The organism is Methylobacterium carpenticola, from assembly GCF_042748905.1.
Lineage (GTDB): Bacteria > Pseudomonadota > Alphaproteobacteria > Rhizobiales > Beijerinckiaceae > Methylobacterium > Methylobacterium carpenticola.
In genome coordinates, this window is the sequence record NZ_JBHZEO010000003.1 from 1 (window position 1) to 14,837 (window position 14,837).

Annotated in this window: 21 protein-coding genes; 11 read left to right on the top strand and 10 right to left on the bottom strand. The window is 62.0% G+C overall.

The window, feature by feature from the left end:
- Positions 1 to 215, bottom strand: a 215-nt coding sequence (locus ACE101_RS31495) for an SOS response-associated peptidase family protein (protein ID WP_379139202.1), incomplete at its 3' end; no start/stop codon positions are given.
- Positions 216 to 266: 51 nt separating this feature from the next.
- A complete protein-coding gene (locus ACE101_RS31500; protein ID WP_379139203.1) occupies positions 267 to 602 on the bottom strand; it encodes a hypothetical protein in 336 nt (111 codons plus the stop codon).
- A 73-nt stretch (positions 603 to 675) separates the two neighbouring features.
- Here ACE101_RS31500 and ACE101_RS31505 point away from each other — a divergent pair, with 73 nt between their 5' ends.
- Together ACE101_RS31505 and ACE101_RS31510 are read left to right on the top strand one after the other, a co-directional pair.
- Entirely contained in the window at positions 676 to 930 is a 255-nt protein-coding gene (locus ACE101_RS31505) for a hypothetical protein (protein WP_379129811.1), read from the top strand.
- Positions 931 to 961: 31 nt separating this feature from the next.
- Positions 962 to 1,243: an adenylosuccinate synthase gene (locus ACE101_RS31510; RefSeq protein WP_379139204.1), complete on the top strand. Its 282-nt coding sequence runs from the start codon at positions 962 to 964 to the stop codon at positions 1,241 to 1,243.
- A 208-nt stretch (positions 1,244 to 1,451) separates the two neighbouring features.
- Here the strand turns inward: ACE101_RS31510 and ACE101_RS31515 are convergent, their stop codons facing one another.
- The 4 genes from ACE101_RS31515 to ACE101_RS31530 all read right to left on the bottom strand — a co-directional run bounded on the left by ACE101_RS31515 (position 1,452) and on the right by ACE101_RS31530 (position 5,094).
- Positions 1,452 to 1,931, bottom strand: coding sequence for a Ros/MucR family transcriptional regulator (locus tag ACE101_RS31515; protein WP_379139205.1), 480 nt, complete (start codon positions 1,929 to 1,931; stop codon positions 1,452 to 1,454).
- 203 nt (positions 1,932 to 2,134) lie between these two features.
- Positions 2,135 to 2,536: a Ros/MucR family transcriptional regulator gene (locus ACE101_RS31520; RefSeq protein WP_379139206.1), complete on the bottom strand. Its 402-nt coding sequence runs from the start codon at positions 2,534 to 2,536 to the stop codon at positions 2,135 to 2,137.
- Positions 2,537 to 4,590: 2,054 nt separating this feature from the next.
- The gene (locus ACE101_RS31525) at positions 4,591 to 4,824 is read right to left on the bottom strand and encodes a hypothetical protein (RefSeq protein ID WP_379139207.1); all 234 of its coding nucleotides are present in this window, start codon (positions 4,822 to 4,824) and stop codon (positions 4,591 to 4,593) included.
- Between the two features lie 12 nt (positions 4,825 to 4,836).
- A complete protein-coding gene (locus tag ACE101_RS31530; RefSeq protein WP_379139208.1) occupies positions 4,837 to 5,094 on the bottom strand; it encodes a helix-turn-helix transcriptional regulator in 258 nt (85 codons plus the stop codon).
- An 86-nt stretch (positions 5,095 to 5,180) separates the two neighbouring features.
- Here ACE101_RS31530 and ACE101_RS31535 point away from each other — a divergent pair, with 86 nt between their 5' ends.
- From ACE101_RS31535 to ACE101_RS31575, 9 genes are all read left to right on the top strand, one after another.
- Positions 5,181 to 5,495, top strand: coding sequence for a hypothetical protein (locus tag ACE101_RS31535; protein WP_379139209.1), 315 nt, complete (start codon positions 5,181 to 5,183; stop codon positions 5,493 to 5,495).
- Between the two features lie 531 nt (positions 5,496 to 6,026).
- Entirely contained in the window at positions 6,027 to 6,689 is a 663-nt protein-coding gene (gene parA, locus ACE101_RS31540) for a ParA family partition ATPase (protein ID WP_379139210.1), read from the top strand.
- 110 nt (positions 6,690 to 6,799) lie between these two features.
- On the top strand, positions 6,800 to 7,006 hold the full coding sequence (locus ACE101_RS31545; protein WP_379139238.1) for a ribbon-helix-helix domain-containing protein: 207 nt from the start codon (positions 6,800 to 6,802) through the stop codon (positions 7,004 to 7,006).
- A gap of 5 nt (positions 7,007 to 7,011) precedes the next feature.
- Entirely contained in the window at positions 7,012 to 7,356 is a 345-nt protein-coding gene (locus tag ACE101_RS31550; RefSeq protein WP_379139211.1) for a PilZ domain-containing protein, read from the top strand.
- Between the two features lie 468 nt (positions 7,357 to 7,824).
- The gene (locus ACE101_RS31555) at positions 7,825 to 8,079 is read left to right on the top strand and encodes a hypothetical protein (RefSeq protein ID WP_379139212.1); all 255 of its coding nucleotides are present in this window, start codon (positions 7,825 to 7,827) and stop codon (positions 8,077 to 8,079) included.
- Between the two features lie 12 nt (positions 8,080 to 8,091).
- The gene (locus tag ACE101_RS31560) at positions 8,092 to 8,313 is read left to right on the top strand and encodes a hypothetical protein (protein WP_379139213.1); all 222 of its coding nucleotides are present in this window, start codon (positions 8,092 to 8,094) and stop codon (positions 8,311 to 8,313) included.
- Positions 8,314 to 8,404: 91 nt separating this feature from the next.
- Positions 8,405 to 9,361 (top strand): site-specific integrase, encoded by a 957-nt coding sequence (locus ACE101_RS31565; RefSeq protein ID WP_379139214.1) that lies wholly within the window; start codon positions 8,405 to 8,407, stop codon positions 9,359 to 9,361.
- A 178-nt stretch (positions 9,362 to 9,539) separates the two neighbouring features.
- A complete protein-coding gene (locus tag ACE101_RS31570; protein ID WP_379139215.1) occupies positions 9,540 to 9,728 on the top strand; it encodes a ribosome modulation factor in 189 nt (62 codons plus the stop codon).
- Between the two features lie 1,104 nt (positions 9,729 to 10,832).
- Positions 10,833 to 11,345 carry an NUDIX hydrolase gene (locus ACE101_RS31575; protein WP_379139217.1) on the top strand — a complete coding sequence of 171 codons (513 nt, stop codon included), beginning with the start codon at positions 10,833 to 10,835 and terminating at the stop codon, positions 11,343 to 11,345.
- Between the two features lie 156 nt (positions 11,346 to 11,501).
- Here ACE101_RS31575 and ACE101_RS31580 read toward each other — a convergent pair whose 3' ends face one another.
- The 4 genes from ACE101_RS31580 to ACE101_RS31595 all read right to left on the bottom strand — a co-directional run bounded on the left by ACE101_RS31580 (position 11,502) and on the right by ACE101_RS31595 (position 14,413).
- Complete coding sequence (locus ACE101_RS31580; protein ID WP_379139218.1) at positions 11,502 to 11,921, bottom strand: Ros/MucR family transcriptional regulator; 420 nt, start codon at positions 11,919 to 11,921, stop codon at positions 11,502 to 11,504.
- 250 nt (positions 11,922 to 12,171) lie between these two features.
- Positions 12,172 to 12,528, bottom strand: a complete 357-nt coding sequence (locus tag ACE101_RS31585; protein ID WP_379139219.1) for a response regulator — start codon at positions 12,526 to 12,528, stop codon at positions 12,172 to 12,174.
- Positions 12,529 to 13,453: 925 nt separating this feature from the next.
- On the bottom strand, positions 13,454 to 13,951 hold the full coding sequence (locus ACE101_RS31590) for a DUF2441 domain-containing protein (protein ID WP_379139220.1): 498 nt from the start codon (positions 13,949 to 13,951) through the stop codon (positions 13,454 to 13,456).
- A 105-nt stretch (positions 13,952 to 14,056) separates the two neighbouring features.
- Positions 14,057 to 14,413, bottom strand: coding sequence for a hypothetical protein (locus ACE101_RS31595; protein WP_379139221.1), 357 nt, complete (start codon positions 14,411 to 14,413; stop codon positions 14,057 to 14,059).
- Positions 14,414 to 14,837: the final 424 nt, after the last annotated feature.

Sequence of the window (14,837 nt, forward strand, 5' to 3'; positions counted from 1 at the left end):
TTGGTGACGGGCTGGTTGCCCACGCGAGGCGGCGGTGGGAAGCCCCACCGCATCATCGTCAGCTCGCGCCCGTCCTCGCCCGAGCGCACCACGGGCGCCATCTGGTCGGGGAAGATCCCAGGCAGCGGCGGCAGGTTGCCGGTCTCGTCGCGGATCACCGCGAAGGTGCGCCGGATCTCGTCCGGTGATCGGGTGAGGCTGTAGAGGTTGCACATGGGCCGGGATCGTAGCCGCCGAGCGGGCCCGCGCCTATGCCGTCTGGGCGATCAGCCCTTGCCGCCTGGTAGCACGCGCAGTTTGGTGAGAGCCGGCGGCAGATCCGGCGGGCGGGGCGCTTCGACAAGGTCCGGGAAGTAGGCGTGGCACCGCGGGTGATACTGGTTGCCCCGCACCTTGTCCGGCGGCGGGTAAGGGCAGTCGGCTGCGATCCCCTCGAGCACGCGCTCTAGCGGTGTGTCGGCGCCGAAACGCTCAGCGAGGCGAGCCAGCCGGTACGAGCCGCGCCGGGACGCGCACATCCCGCAGGCCACGCGCACGATCACATAGGGGTACTGAGCGAGGCAGGTGACCTTCGCGCCGCCGATGCCCCGCCCCTGTCCCATGCCGCACTCACCCCCGCGAGACTTCCGCCTGGTCGAATGCTAGAACAAAATCAGAACATGCGGGAGGCCGGCAATGGCGATGCGGACGACGTTCGTGGTTCAGACGTTTGAGATCCACCGCAAGAAGCTGCGCCCTGGCACGCGCGACGTGGCGCCGACCGAAAGTGGAGCGCTGAAGCGGGCCGAGGCGATCGCCGCACGGATGCCGGGCGCAGCGGCGCTCAAGATCGTGGCTGACGACGAGACCGGCGAGCTGGACGGGGTCTCGATCCTGGGCCGGTTCGGAGAGATCCCGGAGGATTTCGCCGAGCAGATCGCGGGCGGCTGAGGCGAACGGAATTCAGGTCAAGGATTACGCTATGGCATTCAAGGTGAAGTCAGCCTCTGAAACGAAGGCAACAGAGTTAGCTTCCGCCCTTGTGCGGATCGCAGACCGGGAAGGCGTCCCGCTTCAGGTCGGCGTGGATCAGCTCCGGCAGGGTAATCCCCGGCTCACTCCCCTCGCGATCGGACAGATGTTCCGCAAGCACCGCGACAGCCTGGAGGCGGCCCTCACGGAGCGCGGCTACACACTAATCGATTACACTGATCAGGGACCTGGCCGAGGCATGGAGTTCGCAATCGGATCGGCCTCGGACTGAGGCAGGAACGAAAAGCCCCGCCAGGACGATGCCGGGCGGGGCGTGAGGTGATCATGTCATGCCGTGGCTCCATATCAGCACATCAGAGGCCAACATGGCGTGACGCCTCCGGGGTAGTTGGTCTTCGAAAGGGGTTAAGCCTCAAGCTCTCCATCCAGCCCAGAAGTCATGTAGGCAGAACCCGTCTGCGCTACTCCGCGGCGGCAGCCTACTTCGGCCGCCCACGTCCCTTCTTTGGCTCGGCAGGCGTGCTCGCCTCAGTGGCCTTCCGGCGCAGCTGACCAAGCCCGAGGCTCTTGGCGAGTTCGGACCGTTGGGCCGCATAGTTCGGTGCCACCATGGGGTAATCGACTGGCAAACCGTACTTCCGGCGGTACTCGTCAGGTGTCAGCCCGTTCTTCGTCAGATGCCGCTTCATCGACTTGTACATTTTTCCGTCGATGAAGCTGATAAGATAGTCGGGAGTGATAGATTTTTTGATCTGCGCTGAAGTAGCTTTAGCTGTCTCTTCAACAACAGACGGCGAAGATTTGCCGAGTTCGCTCAAAGCGCGGTTCACCATCGCGATCAGATTTGGCAAACCGTCATGAGGAGTAGAGTTGTTTGCTACGTAGGCAGATACGATCCTTGCAACTAGTTCGATAATCTGCACCTTAGGTTCAGGTATGCCAACCTCGAAGTCATTCATAGACACACTCCTAGTGTGTCGAATAATACACATTCGCTACTAGGATCGGCAGCGCTCGATAATAATCCACAACCGATTTTTTAGATTGCAGTCTGAGATTTCAAATTCATCTTTGCGTTGCAAATCTACGTAAGTATGACCTGTGCGCTTCGTTGCTGTGGTGGTCGTTCCGACCACCACATTGTGCCGTATTGCAGAATTCACTAAGCTTTACGCCCAAGCCCCGCGGCTTTAGCAAGCTGAGATCGCTGAGCGGCGTAGTTGGCCGCCACCATCGGGTAATCCGGCGGCAGGCCCCACTTCTCGCGGTACTGCTCCGGCGTCAGGCCCCGGCCCGACAGGTGCCGCTTGAGCGACTTGTAGGGCTTGCCGTCCTCCAGCGAGATGATCGCATCCGGCGTGATCGTCTTCTTGATCGGGATCATCGGAACTGGCCGCTCGGGCATTAGCTCGGCCGGCTGTCCAAGCCGTGTGAGCTGAGTATGGACACCCTGTATCAGAGCCGCCAGTTCACTCGCAGGGACATGGTTGTGGGACAAGTAGGCTGAGACAATCTCCGTCGTCAGGGCAACGGTGTTGAATTCTGGTGCGTGTTCGTCAGTCATAGATAGTGCCAAAACTCCAAACTATCGCCCTTTGTATGACCTAGGCAGATAAGTCAAATTAAGATTTTGTATGATGATTTATATTGCTAGCAATTAAATTTTGCGATTTTTATTTTTGGTATTGGATTGGATATTAAAGCTAGATCCGGTCGCATCAAAGGGTCAGGAATTTATAAGTGACTAGAAAGCGGTGCAAATGAGCAAAAATGCGCCACATCTGTGAGTCTGTTCGGCCAAGCGGACGCCTGCTGTGCGTCTTATGACGCCCGCACATGGCCTTCCGATCCTGACTTGATCCGCTTCCGCGGTGGCGCTGTCCCGCCTCTAGGTTGGGATGCCCTACCTGCGACCCTGCCGCTCGGCAGCCCTGTTTGGGTTCCGATGCCCTGAGTTCACAGGATTATCCCTATCAGTAGGCGTGCCCTGTGCAGATCTGCACCCTCCCCCCACGGACGAGGCGGCAGGCTTGCGGGATGCCTTGTCGGTGGGCCAACGAAGCGTCGGGGCAGGCGCTGATCGGCCCTTGGCGAGCCGCAGCCAGGCGCGCCACTCCTCCGAGACGATGCGGACCACGTTCGTATCGTTGCGCCACCCCGTGATCGCTCGCTCCTCGATCGTGACCAGCCCGAGCTTACGGGCTTCGCGCAGGGCGTTGCGGACCAGCGTCTCGCAGACCCCGGCGAGGGCCGCGATGTGGCCCACGGCGAGACGACAGTCCCCGCGCCGGCAGACCTCGGCAGCGACGAGGCTGAGAACCGCGATCTCGCCGGGAGTGAAGCGCGCGGCAAGGGCTGGAGGAAGCCGGCCGGAGGCCGCCCAGCGGCGTCGACGCTCCAGGCTGGCGTCTGATCGCGGCCGAGAGCCTACGGCTTTCCTGGGGGCTGCTTGAACCGCAGGTAGGGCCTTCCGCTGCTCGATGAGGGCGGACAGTTCCTCAGCCTCAGCCTCGGTCACCTGCCCTGCCCCGTAGGCGCGCCAGAGCACGGCCGCCACCTCGGGCAGCTTCACGCGCGGTGCGGCCTCTACCGCCCGGCGGATCTCATCAACAAGCATCGTTCCCGGCCCTCGTCGGGCCGCGGCAGATCGTTCGGCGCCGCCGTGTGGCGGTCCGTCTCCGGCAAAGCCTCACCGTTGCCAGAAGCGACGTTCCGGCTTGACTCCCGAGGGAGTGCGTGGCGATATCGGAGGTGCAATGAGTTCCGACATCGCCGCTTCGGCGGTTCCACGGCCCTGAGGTTCCCGCCTCGGGGCCGTTGGCTTTTCAGGGGGTCACTGCTGCGGCGGTGGTTCTCCTGTGGCGACTCGCGGGATGCGAAATCCGCCCTGACAGGCCATTCGGCACGAAGCGGGGCCGCTCGTCAAACTGGCGCATCCCAGCCCTGATGGCCTTTGAAAGCCAGATCCAAAGCCTGGAGCAGATCGTGGCCAGCGCAGCCCAATTGCCTGCACATCCGGAGTCATTCCGCTTCGTTTGAGAGCCTGCTCCGCAGGCAGTGGACGGCTTCACAGAATGTCGTCATGAATGTTGTCATTGACGGACCGCAGAAATCATCGGCTCAATGCTGAACTCCTGCGGAGTCGACCGATGACATCGACGGGTACCTCGATTGCGATGCTCACCCGCCTCAGAGAGGCAGCCGAGAGCAGATTAAAGAACAATCGCGACTATCAAGAAATTGGCGTTCTTGATCGAGCAATCCGGGATTTGCGAAGGCTAGAGACTTCTCAGCAAGCGGGAGACCTATTCGCTGACAATTCAAGCGACTCAGACCAACCAGAGTCACGGCCCAGCTCGGCAACGTTGAGAGCACTTTGTCGAAACGCCCGTGCAGGCCCTAAAAAAGGCGGACCCCGCCGGGCTTGTTATCACCGTGGCGGGGTCAGCCACCGAAGTGGTCTTGAGGCTCAACGGGCGAACCCGCGATCAACGGGAACCAGCAAGCCTTCCTATTACGGCCGGTGCCAGCGCCAGCGGTTTGCGTCGTAGGCGAGCCACGCGCCCACGGCGAAGATCACCAGCGGCCCCCCGAGCAGAGCGTAGAGTTCGAACCAGGTCATTCCTTGAGCCCTCCGAGAACGGCCCTCGCCAGGAAATGTAGGCCGACACCGAGCAGAACCCAACCGGGCGCGGCCAGACCGAAAAACCGGATCTGCTCGGCGCTCAGGTTCCCTAGGCCGTAGAGGGCGACGAAGAAGGGCGCGATCAAGCCACTGCCGATCACGGCGACCGCGATGTTGTTGAGGAAGGTCGCGGAGAGCTTCGCGCGCTCGTTATGTACAAGGCTCACGGCTGACCCCGATCAGTGATCATCGCGAGTGCCGTCCGCCCGCATGCGGAAGCGGATCCCGGCGCCGCCGCCGTTCTCGGGGATGAATTCGATGCCGGCCGCCTCAAGGGCACGGCGGATGTCAGCGAGAGTGCGATCGTAGGGCGTCCGCTTGCCGGCCTCGAAATCGGCGAGGGTCTTCTTCGCTACGCCTGCGGCCTCTGAGAGGCGATCCTGCGTCCATTCGAGCAAGGCGCGAGCCCCACGGCATTGGTCGCGGGTGATTTCCATTTTGGAGCAACCTTACGCTTTTAGAGTTGACGCTGATCGAGTGAGGTTATATCAAAAAGGCAAGGTTGCTTCAAGCGAGTTGCCCGATGTCCTCCACCCGCTCCCTCTCCTGGACCGCCGCGATGCACGACATCGAGCGCGATCGCGTCCAGTACCGCCCGGGGCAGCGGGCCGCCCTCGCCCGCGCCGCCGTCTTCACCAAGCTCGCCACCCAGCAGGCCGCCAAGGCGCCCCTCGTCGTCGCCGGCCAGTACGACAAGCGCGCGATCATGGCTGCCGCCATCGCTGCCGCTAAGGCCCGCCGCGCCTCCTCCGGCGAGGCCTGGATGGTCTGCCTCTCCGACGCCCTCAAGGGCACCTGGGCCGCCGCCAAGGCCGCCCGCCTTGCTAAGGCGCACTGACGATGGCTTATCCCCTCGCCCTCACCCGCCGTGGTCTGTTCGAGGCTGCCGCCATTCTTGGCGCCTCCTGCGCGACCGCGAGCGCCAGTAGCCCTGAGCCGATCCTTGCGGCCATCGAGCGAGCCCGTGCAACCGATGCAGCCTTCCTCCGTTCCGGGCTTCTCTCGCTCTCCTTGTTCGGTTCGCTGCCAGCGTTGGTATCGCAGCCTTCTGCCTCGCGCCGGTCATGAGGCAAGTCGGGGCAACCTGCTGACAGCATCCCTACTGCTGGCCTTCTACATCGCAGGCATGTGAAGGCAGCGCCACAAGGGGCCATGCAGCCAAGGCCTCCTGCCCACAGGTTGGCAAAACGGCATGCAATCTGGCCCTCAAGCCCTCTCGCCGCTCAGCCTGCGAGAGGGAATGCTGGCGGGCCTGCAACAGAATGTTAGGGCCTGTGGCCGAGCTTGTGCTTAAACGGCGTCGTTCCGTTGGTGAGTCGTCCTGCGGGCCTGCCCACAGGCTGGCAAGGCGTCATGCAGGAGAGCAGGCGTGCGGACTATCGCCATCATCAGCCAGAAAGGCGGGGTCGGGAAAACGACCGTCGCCGTGCATCTCGCGGTTGCCGGCGCACAGGCTGGCTATCGCACGGCCCTGGTCGATCTCGACCCGCAGGCCACGGCCCGGAAGTGGGGCGACAAGCGGCAGGCGGATGAGCCGGAGGTGATCGGTGATCACGCCGAGCGCCTGCCGCAGCTCGTTGAGGCGGCGCAATCGAACGGCGCGGATCTCCTCATCATAGACACAGCCCCAAACGCTGACCGTGCCTCGCTGGCAGCGGCCCGGGCGGCCGATCTCATCCTGATCCCGTGCCGGCCGGCGGCATTCGACCTCGAAGCCATCGAGGCGACGCGGGACCTCGCTTCGATCGCGCGCAAGCCGGCCTGGGTGGTGCTGTCGTCGGCGCCGGCCCGGAGCGCGGTAGTCGAGGAGGCGCGCCGCGGGCTCGAAGGGCAGGGGGCACAGGTGGCCCCGCAGGTGGTCCATCAGCGGGTGGCCTATTCGTATTCGGTGATCGATGGGCGCACCGCCGAAGAGTATGAGCCCGGCGGCAAGGCGGCCGAGGAAATCGCGGCTTTGTTCGCGTGGGCGAGCGAGCAGGCGGGCTTGCAGGCAGGCAAGCAGAGCAACAAGACGGCAAGGGGGCGTGCGTGACGAAGCGACCAAGCCTGTTCGGCACCAAGGCATCATCAGGCCCGTCGCAGGCTGCTCCTCCTCAGCCTGGGGCCGCGCCCGCACCTGCTGCCCCGACGCCGGCCACGGCGGTGGCGCCCGAGTCAGCCATAGTCCGAGCCCGCTATCCGAAGGCCTCGACGCGCGAAGGCAAGCGGGTGGTGACGGCCTACATCTCGCCCGAGGCCTTCCGCCAGTTGAAGCGGATCGCGGCGGATGAGGACCGGCAGCAGCAGGACCTTCTCTTGGAAGGGCTCAATGCCGTGTTCGAGAAGCGTGGGCTGTCGCGGATCGCGTAACCTCCATGGGAACTCCCTTGTCCCCAAGAGCGGATCGCATAGCCGTTCTCCTTACCAGTCGGGCCATCCTCGTGGATGGCTCGCAGCATGGGTCCGTGTGCTTCCTGCACAATCTGTCTAACGAGGGAGCGTGTTTGTCATTCCCTTCTGGGGCGGAGATCCCGGCGCACTTCGATGTGCTCCTTGAACAGGGCAGTCAGGCTTACCCTGTCGAGGTGCGGTGGCTGAATGGCGACAAAGCCGGCGTGCAGTTCGTGGAAGCGCCATCGGCTGAGGCTCGGCGCCATCTCTTGTCGTACCTAACTCCAGCGGCGGGCCAGAGGGATGAAGGTCTTCCGCCTGGATTGTGAGCATCACCTCGGCAGGATACAGGCCTGCCCATCAGTCGTTTTGCAGACTTGCCCACAAGCACACAGGAGGGCCTTCCTTCAGGTGGGCTTTCCTCCTTGCCGGCGGATGTGAACGCACGTAACTTCCGATAAGTGATATTCTCGGAAGTTTCGGAAACGCCCATGCCGGGGGGAGAGCGGGCCATCGGTCCTGCCGCACGTTTGGCGAGGTGCGACCGCCGCCCGCAATCTCGGCATCGGCATCGACCTTGCGAAGCTCCCAGCCGAGCAGTGGCAGCGCGTGCTCGCGAACGTCGAAGCCAGGATGCTCATGAAGGGAATGGACCTGCCGGCGGACTGGCGCGATCGCCTCGCCCAGCAGGTCGGCCGTGAAAACTCCTGACACGTCACCTTAGAGGCTTCTGCATGTTACCCGTCGATCCACCTGCTGCGCCGCTTAGGCCTGCATCGCAGTATGTCGCGCGGGCCATGGAGCTGGCCGAGAAGCATCGCTCGGATCACCGCGTCGACATCGGCGAAGGCGTGTCTGCTTACCTCGCAGAGGTGAAAGCCCATGCGGCCGGCCTGCGCAGCAAAGTCGATGGCGCCCGCTTCCTGAGCGCGGTTCGCCAGCAGATCCGGATCGCGATCCCGACCAGCCGTATCGCGCGCGACGCGATCGCCAAGGATGCAGGGTCTGCCCGTCGTCTCAGCACCCTCACCCTGATCACCGACCGGCTGTAGGGGGGCAAGGCTATGGGGGATCAGCCATCTTTACCGTTCCAAGTCGAGGACTGGATTACAGGTGCTCGGGATGCCGCGAGAAACCTTGGTTTCGGCGAGCTTCGTACGCTGCCGCCCGAGCAATGGCAGAAGGTGATCGCCAGCTTGGGGGCCAAGATGAGCCTGAAGGGGATGACACCGCCGGCCGGTTGGGATGAGGATCTTGCCGAACAGGTGGGCCGTGTCGAACCCTGACGCCCTCAGATTGGCCTTGCCGGCGCCCAAGGCAGCCTCGGCGGCCGATATGCCTGCGCGGCCGCCCGCTGCGGCTCTCCCGATAGAGACGATGCTGTCCGCCGAGAATTTACCCCCGGTGGGTATTTTTTCGGCGGAGGCCGCTGCCCTCGTCCAAGCCTACCAGCGCGCCAGCAAGGCGGACGCGACCGTGCGGGCCTACAGGGGCGACGCGGCGGTGTTTGAGGCCTGGTGCGTCCGCTACGGCTTTCACCCGCTGCCGGCGAGCCCTGAGGCCGTGGCCGGCTTCCTCGTGTCGGAGGCTGAAGCAGGACGGTCCGCCTCCACGATCGGCCGGCGCTGCGCCGCGATCCGCTACGCGCACAAGCTCGCCAAGGCTCCCGATCCAACCGACGATGAGGCCGTGCGCGCGGCCATGAAGGGCATCAGGCGCAAGGTGGGCACCGCTCCGACGCAGAAGGCGGCGGCGACGGTTGATGTCGTGGCGGCCATGTTGATGCACACGCCCCAAACCCTCACGGGCAAGCGGGATCGGGCTTTGCTGGCGCTGGGCTTCGCGGGCGCCTTCCGCCGCTCCGAGCTGGTTGCCCTCGATGTCGAAGACCTGCGCGAGGATCCCGCAGGCCTGCGGGTGCTGGTGCGCCGCTCGAAGACGGATCAGGAGGGCGCCGGGTTCGAGAAGGCCATTCCTCACGGCCGGTTCGTGCGCCCGGTCGCGCTGGTGCGGGAATGGCTCGATGCGGCCGGCATCGCAGAGGGGCCTGTGTTCCGGCCGGTGTCGCGCTCGGGGCGGGTGAGAGGAGCGGAGCGGCTGACCACGCGGACTGTCGCAGACATCGTGAAACGGTACGCCGCGGCTGCGGGGCTCGATGCCTCGTCCTTCGGGGCTCACTCGCTGCGCGCCGGGTACATCACCACGGCGGCGGAGCGCGGCGCGGACATGGCCCGGATCATGGATCAGAGCGGCCATCGGGATCCGCGGACAGTGGTCGGCTACATCCGGCGAGCCAATGCCTTCAAAGGGCACTCGGGAGCAGGGTTTTTGTGAAGTTCAGAGGCGCAACATGGTTTCTGACTGCCGTATTCGCCGTAACGGCTACTGCCGTGCTTGCATTGAGGACAGCGGGGTTTGAAAACGCCTTCTTAATCGTGTGCGTATGCGGATTGATCTCTGGCGTTATCCTAGCTCTGCTCAGCCCACCGACGTAAGTGCCCGGAGCGCGCACATGGCCGTCAGCGATCCTCCACAACCAGCCGATGACCCCGCAGCTCAGGGTGTACGCGCCCGCCAAAACGGCAAGCCACGAGATGTCTGCCCGTATCCACTCGATACGGAAGAGCGTGAGCAATGGCTGGAGGGCTATGATGGGCGCGAGAGAACGGCCCCTCCCGCTCAGCCGATGAAGCCAACGTAGAGGCCTGCACGCTCAGGATGGATTTGCGGTCGTTACGGACTGCAAAATGTGACAACGCCCACAGGTGTCACCGTACAAGGTCCATCGGTCCGGCCTACTTCATGCACATACTGATGAGGATGCATTTTGTGTGTGAAAACGCCCCGTGCGGCTGCGAAAAATCCGGACAGAATGGCAAATACGCACAAAACAAACAGAGATATGCGCCCAAGAAGCACTCGAAATATGTGCAGCATTTCCTCATCCGTGCGCGACATACCAAAAGAATCAATACTTATTTATTTTGAAAACAGCGAATTAAAATACCAGTCAACACACACATCGCTAGAGCAACACTCTTTAGGACAGTCAAAGAAAAACTAAATAATAGGTCCCATCCGCTTGCTCTTGCCGGATCAGGATCTCCGCACAGGTCCTGCAGCTGATAAACTTAGAAAGCGTCGTAAGCCGCTGCGGGCTCAGGGTGCGCTTTCAATGTCAGCTCTCTGACGTCGATGCTAGACGAGATCCTGGCGTGTGACTTCGGTGAGCTAGCTACCATTATTGCCCAGAAACCAACTGTGGCGAGCCCAAAGGCAGTCGCAAAAAGGAACAGCCTGCGCATGCAAGCCTCCGCCTCAGCTTGTTGATAGCTCAAGTCTCCGCGTCCAAATGGAAGCGCCTTAAGCCTAAAGAAGGTGGCATGAATTTATTTCTTATGAAAGCATAATTTATGGGCAAGGCAGCGGTATCTATCGAAATGGCAATATAATTCGATTTCGCGCAATCTCTTATCATTTGTTTGAGCGTATTCCATACAAAATATGCATTTGGGGCGGTGTTTCAGCAGGATGTGCTGCCAAATCGCAAGCCTAACGCGAAGATTATTCATCAACTAAGCCGTGACAAGGAAACATCTTCCGCCGGGTGATGCCTGCGCATGCCGTCTACTGAGGACCGACAGAGACAACACCCATAGCCGGCAGCCTCCTCCGAGAGCCTCTGAGGCGCGGCCGGCACCGACATCGCCGCTACCTGGATCCTGCCGTGTCTGGCGCGGCGACTGCATCTTGCCCGCCAGGGATGCCACGGTAGGCTTTGGCTCCTGCCGGGAAGAGATTGTCTGTGCCGAAGCCGAAGAAGGCCTCACCAAAGCTCAAGGCGAAGAAGGCCCGATCGGCGAAGGTGTTGCAGCAAGTGGCCGCTCTGCCGGTGCGCCCGACACCAGATGGCGATCTCGAAGTGCTGCTGGTGACCTCGCGCGAGACCCGGCGTTGGATCGTGCCGAAGGGCTGGCCGATGAAAGGTCGCAAGCCCCACCGGGCCGCGGCTATCGAGGCCTGCGAGGAGGCCGGTGTCATCGGTCCGATCAGCAAGACCCCTGTTGGCTTCTACACCTACGCCAAGCGCCTGCCGGACGGCGGGGCGCTCCCCTGCCGCGTGGCCGTCTACTGCCTCACCGTCACCAAGCAGCTGGCGACCTGGCCCGAGAAGGGCCAGCGCGACGTGCAGTGGGTCAGCAGCGAGGCTGCCGCTGTACTGGTCGATGAACCGGAATTGGCCGACCTCATCCGCGAGCAGGCCAGGGTGGCCGTCGCGGCGCAGCTGCGGGCGCAGGATGAGCCGGATCCGTTGTGATGGATCCCGTCTGCGTGCGGCAGCCGGACTGACAGGTCGGTCCTCCGGCCGCCGCTTCGCCGATCCGGGTGGACCTGCTCGGCTCAGGAAGAGGCTGCCGCAGCGTGGTTAAGGCTGAGTGACAGCAGCACGCTTCTGTGCCGCCGCCATCATCCCTCAGGCTTTTGAGCGGGCGCGGTTCTTGCGCGCCTGACCGAGGCCGATGCTCTTGGCGAGTTCGGAGCGCTGGGCCGCGTAGTTCGCGGCTACCATGGGATAGTCCGGCGGCAGGCCCCACTTAGTGCGGTACTGCTCAGGTGTCAGCCCGCGCGTCGTGAGATGCCTCTTCAGGGACTTGTACTGCTTCCCGTCCTCAAGGCTGATCAGATAGTCAGGTGTCACAGACTTCTTGATCGGGATCGGGGGCGTGAGCTTCACCGGCTCGGGCTCGGTGGGCTTGCCGAGAGCGCCAAGGCTCTCATAGACGCTCTGGATGAGCGCCGGCAGTTCGCCGACCGGCACGTTGTTCTTCGCCACGTAGGCTGAGATGATGTCGCTGGCCAGTTCAAGCTGGCTAGCCGCAGCTTCTTCGCTCATGGATGTTCCCTATTTCGATGGCGCGCAACCTGAAATGGGAATTTCATTACGTCAAGAGAGAAAAGAACTATCTCGAAATTACACGCCTCATCGGACGGTCGTTAGCTTCCTTGGCATGCTGAGACGCTTGATCAGAAAGATGAGACGCAGGATCAAGTTCTGCTCCTTGTAGAGCCGCAAAGGACGCCCCTGGAAGGGTTCGGGAGGACCAGAGGAAGTGAACCCGGCTTCGGTCACTCGCTGGTTAGCCTCAGGCCGCGTCGCGCTTTTCCTCGCCAGCTCCTGATGAGTTCCGCAGGCCGTTGATCACGGCTGCGAGCTGATGCCCGGCGTAGGGGGTGCGCAGGCATGGGGCGCCACTCACACGCTTCGCAGCCGGGATCGTGTGAGGGAAGCGTGCCGCGTAGATCACGTGCGTCTTCGGATTGAGGCGCCGTGCCAAAGCCGCAAGCGACAGCCCGTCCGCACTGTCGCGGACGTCCGTGTCCGTAACGAGGATGTCGATCCGGGATCCTGTCGTCTGCTCGCGAAGAAGCCTTTCGGCCTCACCGGCTCGGCGCGTGGCAATCACCGCGAAGCCGAAGGTCTCCAAGCTGCTCGCCGTCATGCGCCGAGTGGTCTCATCACCGGCAAGCAGGAGAACGACAGGCTGACGTGGTGAGGCTGGCATGACAGTGATCCTGGCGGCTCGGCGCCCTGGCTCGGACCGCCGTCGTGAGCATGGCGGCACAACAGCGTTACTATCCTTAACAGAAAGTTAAGATTGCTCGATTTTGGTTAATCGCACCAATCATAAAACCGCACTGGGCCGTTCGTAAGACGGGGCATATCAGGTGTCTAAAAATTACGACGAGATGTAGCTGCCTAGAAACTCCACGCGAACATCTTGGTCAAGCACCCAGAGCTTGCAAACACACTCACGGAAGAGATCTAGAGTCAGTCGATGCACGAAATCCCTCCTTGTAGCGAGGCGATCTCGACGGTTTCAGGCAGGATCAAGCCAGCCAGACAGCCTGCTGCGCCCAGCAGACGCTTGGCTTAAGCTAGTCGATCCAGCCCAGGATCATCGGCGCAGAGCCCTTCAAAGCATCAGCATGGATCCTTCCTTACCCGTGGCCGTCCTGCAAGTAAAACGCCACCTAAATTGCTTACTGACCACTCACCACCCGGGTAAGAGACGCGAAACTTTCGCGTCTCCGTTGAATTCCTGTCTGGCAAAAAAACTGCGCATGGAGGCGGTTTCGTTGGTCTTTGTGTTTGTTGCGCTGGTAAGTGGCAGCATCATCACGGCTGCACTGTTGCTTAACTACGGAGGGCCGCTGGGAGCCGTTCTGGCAACTCAATTTGGCGGCACTACCGCGGCGCTCGCTGCTATTCTCCTGGCCGCTTGGCGCGGTCCAGAATGGCGCGAGGCGCGACGCAAGTTGGCTGAAAAGAGCAAGATCACGCTGGCCAGCCTACCCCATGTATCCGTCATTGAGCCAGGGGAGTTGGCCCGGGTAGAGGGAGACAAAGCCCTTTCATCGAGAGATTTAGTCCAATCTTCGAATGACAATAAGCGGAGACGTGGTAATCGTCTCCATGTACGTGCCAGAGCCAAAAGGTTGATCTGAGCCGGCCTTCCCTCGCCAATACAAATCTGCCGCAATTTCGGCTTCACGTCCACCGCGCATCACTGTCTCAGCCATATTCCAATCGCCGCGGTGCAGGTCTGGTGCTTCATCGGTGGTCTCCACCTCGTAAATCGGATCTCTGACCTTGCCGGGATGCCGATGCATTTGCGCTTCGACGTACTGGCGAATGTCATCCTCGGTTGCGCATGCAAATACACATTTCAACCGCGACGGCTTACTGCGGTAAAGACCTAGCCTAGCTTTTTCAAGGATCTGTTCGCGCGCAAAATGGTAGTGCGATGCCTGAGATATTCCAATCATTCGGCCATAGTGGCCAGGAGAGATGAACTCACCGATTTTGCGGTAATGCCTGGATGCATAGTAAAGCTGGGCCATAACTGAGAGTGTGGCAGCCAAGGGGCGAGAGGTCCACCCTATCGATCGCGATTAGATCAGCACGGCTGTCGGTGCCGCGCAGTAGCGATCGGCCCGTGTTCGCAAGGACGTGAAATTGCCTACCCGTCACCCGGTTGCAGCCGACTTCAGCAAGCGATTAACCGCCTGGTCGACGTCAAAGTCTGGCGCGGCGATCTCCACAAGGGTGAACGGGCACCGTTTGGGCTGCCCGAACTCGATCTGACCTTCCTCTGGCCGCAACTCTGGGGTCTCGGCATCGGTGAGCGCCAACCACCACAGGCCGTCGATTTTCAACCGCGCGAGTGCCGCCGGATCAGCGGTCAAGATCCGGTCGCGCAGCTGTCTGGCTTCCTGCCGCCATTCGAAGCTGTGCTGATCATTCGAAGTCAGCGCAGCCTTTTGCAGGTTAGCGAGAAAAGCACGCACCAGCTCTGCAGGCTTGTGAGCGTCATCCGCAGTCACACCACTCCCCCCTGAACTGAAGAGAAGGAGAGCCCGCAAGGACGGTGCCAAGCGCGCTATGGCGACCTCTTACCCTGGCGCACTCGGCTGAGCGTGCTGCTGACCGATGTCTGGCAGCTCGTGAGGCAATCAGCCAAGCCAAACAGCCGTTTCTGCTGAAGCTGCTCGATTTTGCACTGCTGGAGCTTGGTCGCAATCTGAGCAAGCTGGCGAGGGCCCAGCAGCGCAAGCGCTTCAACTGAACAAGTAGATCAGAGAGATGTGGTCCGTAAGTACGACACCGATAGCTCTGAAGTGCTGTAGTGGGCGACCTTGAGCGCAGGCAGAGTGTCGTTGCGATGCTAACTGCGCCTTCAACCTCGGGCAGGCATCGCCGGCGGGCCGGGGTTGGTGCCCCCTGGTCCTTCTCCGGCCCGCTGCTATT